Raw genomic sequence first — 3,875 nt, forward strand, 5'->3', positions numbered from 1 at the left:
AGTTTTCATTCTTTATTAAAAAAAGCAACAATTCATAACAATATTTACTTATCGCATGACGAATATATTAATGATGTTAAAAAATGAAATAAATGATATTCAAGCCGCAAAGAAAAGGATATAATAAATAAAAGTTTATAAACCTTTTTTACTAATACTTACTTTTTGGGGTGCAGTCTTATAAGGGTTAAAAATCCTACTTGCATCTTTACTTTACAAATGATAAATGATAACGTTGAATATATTATTCTGCTGCAATTAGATGCAATAAATATTAAAGGATATACTGGGCAAGCAGTTTTACATCTTGGTGTTAAGGTCAAACCAGTAGTTGCTTCTGGTGTTATTAATATCAATGGTGTTGTTGATTTAAATGGTGGTATAGTGGGGAAATATGAGCGAACAGATTTTACAAAACATTTTAATTCTCTTTTAAAATTATATGATAACTCAATGGTCTTTACTATTGATGCATGACAAGCTTATTTACCAGCATTAGGGACAAGAATTGAAATTTCCCAAGCCCAAAAAAATAATTTAGCATCGGTACTAAATAAACAATATCGACCAAAACTTGAAGTTACAAATATTTATCAAAACGGTGATGTCAAACACTTAAAAATTAGTTGAAAATTTGTTGATTTAAAAAATAATGAAAAAATTATTAATATTATGCCATATGTTCATAAACAAGCGTTTGATCAATTTCACTTACAAGGTAATTTTAAATATAATTTAAAAATTAGTTATACTAGTAAAACAAATTAAAAAATGATAAAATGCATAAAAAATGATAAAATACATATTGTATAAATACCTCGCTATAAAATTAAGAGACATAAATTGAGTAATTTAAGAAAATAGATGGAGAATAAAATGCTTAAAAAAGGTAAATCAAATTCATGATATTCAATAATATCATTTTCAATTTTTAAAATCCGCCGTTCAATGGCAGTTTGAGTTTTAGTGTTATTGTCACTTGTTTTATTTGGTGCAATTGCGATTACTCTTTTTTTATCTTCAACAAATATTTATGATTTTTTAAAAAATTTTCAATACGGAGTGTTTATTTTTAATAATATTTTATTATTATTGTTTGTGTTGTTAGTTATCATTAAAATTTTTGGTCGAGAATTTGAAGATGGGACATATTTACTTTTAATTTCCAAACCATATTCTCGATTTACTTTATTTTTCTTAAAATTAATTTCACTTTGAATTTTGATTATCTTTTTCTTAGGAACAATTATTTTATTTGCTTTAGGAATTGGTTATATTGGTTATTTAATTAATAATGATCCACAGTATTTACAAGTTTATCAAAATTTATTATTGAAATTATTTTTATATTCTTTGGCATTATCTTTTTTTGCATCAAGTGGTATTTTATTTGCGGTAACTTTTTTAAATTCACAAGTAGTTTTATTAATTGTTGTTATTTTCTGTAGTTTATTTTTAGTTGGTGGGATGCCATATTCGTTAATTATGAGTTTAGCTAATACAATTGATTTATCATTTGTTGGCACTAATATGACCAAGCAGCCTTATCCTGTGCATATTATTAAAAGTACAATTAATTTTAAAAGAAATTTAGAAAAAAAATTAATTAAATATGATAATTTAACTAGCAAAATTTGAGATTTTTATAATTCGTGAGATTATGATGATTTAGATAAAGTTTTTAAAACGCGAGACTATGAAAATATTACAGGTGATCCTACTTTTCGAATTAAACGATTAGAATTTTATCAATCATTAGGTTTAACAAAACCAAAAGAAAGTAGTTATACAATTAGCCAACTTAATAAGTGAGATAAAATAACAAAATATAAATATGATAATAAGGATGAAACCATTTTTGAAATTATTAATAAAGTTGGCGGAAGTAATCTTCAAATGAAAGTAAACTTTGCGACAAATTTCTTTTTCAAATCACCAGGAGAATTAGATTCAAATAATGAAATTCATCAAGAATTACTTGACGCTATTAACTTTATTGGAAGAAGTGCAAAATCGTGAGACTTGTATCTTAGAATAAATGATTTAAATGTAAATTCATTATTTTACTTTGATTTAGATAAATCCTATTATAGTTTATCATCATCTGATAGAAAAGTAGTAACAGAAGAACGAAAGTTATCTGAGCCAAATAGATTTAATCCAGTAAATGTTTTTCGTTCTGAATTTGCTCGAACTGGGATATCACCATTTGATTCAAAATATGATAATGGTACTGAGTTTCAAGATTGAATTCTTAATTATTTTGGCGCTGAAGATAGAATTGAAGATGGTTTTGAAATTAAAACACTTTATGTTTTAAGGAAAATTGAAATTAATATTTTAAAAAAAATAATGGATTATAAATTACTTGAAGGTGTACCAATTAAAATAAATACCGAATGACAAAAATATGATGATTTAATGCAAACTTATGAATTAATTTCTAAAATTAATATTATTGAACATTGAAATCAAATTTGAACAAGTTCTTTATCATATGTTCCATTTTGATTTGAACCATTGCAACGAAGTAATATTGATTTTAGTGTTCAAAACAATTATTTAATGAGTTATCAAGATTTACCAATAGCATTACAACAAGATAAAAAAGTTGACCTTGATGTACCACCATTTTTAAATATTAATTTATTGTTATATGTTTATTTAGGAATATCCGGTTTATTTTTAATTAATGCTTATTTAATTTTACGTCGCAAAAATATTACTTAAGGCGGGGGAAAGGAGATGTTAAAACATGAATAATAATGCATTAGTACTTAGCGATGTGGCAATTTCTTCACGTAATTTTAGCAAAAAGTTTAAAAATATTATTGTTGGTCCATTTAATTTTAATGTTAGTCGTGGAAAATTACATGCCATTTTAGGTGCTTCTGGAAGTGGAAAAACAGTTTTCATTAAATCTTTAATTGGTGGTTTAAAGTTCTTTCGTGGTGATATTACAATTTTTGGTAAAAAAGCAACAAAAATTAGTATGAAAAAAATGATTGGTTATGTTCCTGAGTTTGTTACTTTTCCTGAAAATATTAGTTCTTATAATTTTTTAAAATATTTAGGAAAAACAAATGGTTTACGAGGTAAATATCTTCGTGACCGCATTGAATATTTAATGAAATCATTAGAAATTTGAGAACACCGTGATAAAGATGTTAATTCATTTTCATCAGGAATGAAAAAAAGAGTAATGATTATTCAAGGTATTATTCATGATCCTGAAATTTTAATTTTAGATGAACCAGAAGCGGGATTAGATATTAATAATCGAAAAAAAATTATTTTTTACTTAAAACAATTAACACTTAAAGGTAAAACTGTCTTTTTTTCATCCCATTTACTAGATGAAATTAAAGACTATATTGATGAATTTACAATGGTAATGAATGGAACGCAAATTTATACGGGGCAATTAGATGCCTTTAATATTAAAAATAGTTATTATCTAGTGACTAATAATCCCCAAGCAATGATTCGTTATTTTAATTCAAACCGAGTACCAAACTGATATGATCGAGCAAATAATTCGTTAAATTTTGTTTTAAATTCACCATTACATTTATATTATGTTACTCAATATGCATTAAAAAAACAAATTAAAATTGCTAAAATTAGTGAAGTTGAATTTTCGTTTGATTTTCTATTACAAAAATTAAATATTACGCTACCTCCTAATATGACTACTAATCGTAAATTACGAAAAGGGAAAAGACTGCACCCCAAAAAGTAAGTAAAATTAAAAAAGAACTTTACTAAACTTTTAGAGGAGGTGCATTTTTTAATGGCAGGAAAAGAACAAAAATTTAAAACATATACTGCAGAATTTCGAAAAAATACAGTAAAAGAAATTGAACAAACATCGC

Annotated in this window: 3 protein-coding genes; all 3 read left to right on the forward strand. The window is 24.9% G+C overall.

Annotation, left to right across the window (positions count from 1 at the left end):
• Positions 1–219 precede the first annotated feature (219 nt).
• The 3 genes from D9R21_RS04840 to D9R21_RS04850 all read left to right on the forward strand — a co-directional run bounded on the left by D9R21_RS04840 (position 220) and on the right by D9R21_RS04850 (position 3,742).
• Positions 220–768 carry a hypothetical protein gene (locus D9R21_RS04840; protein WP_126821325.1) on the forward strand — a complete coding sequence of 183 codons (549 nt, stop codon included), beginning with the start codon at positions 220–222 and terminating at the stop codon, positions 766–768.
• 108 nt (positions 769–876) lie between these two features.
• Positions 877–2,730 (forward strand): ABC transporter permease, encoded by a 1,854-nt coding sequence (locus D9R21_RS04845; RefSeq protein WP_126821326.1) that lies wholly within the window; start codon positions 877–879, stop codon positions 2,728–2,730.
• A gap of 25 nt (positions 2,731–2,755) precedes the next feature.
• Positions 2,756–3,742 (forward strand): ABC transporter ATP-binding protein, encoded by a 987-nt coding sequence (locus D9R21_RS04850; RefSeq protein WP_126821327.1) that lies wholly within the window; start codon positions 2,756–2,758, stop codon positions 3,740–3,742.
• Positions 3,743–3,875 lie beyond the last annotated feature (133 nt).

The organism is Spiroplasma endosymbiont of Megaselia nigra (assembly GCF_003987485.1).
GTDB lineage: Bacteria > Bacillota_I > Bacilli_A > Mycoplasmatales > Mycoplasmataceae > Spiroplasma.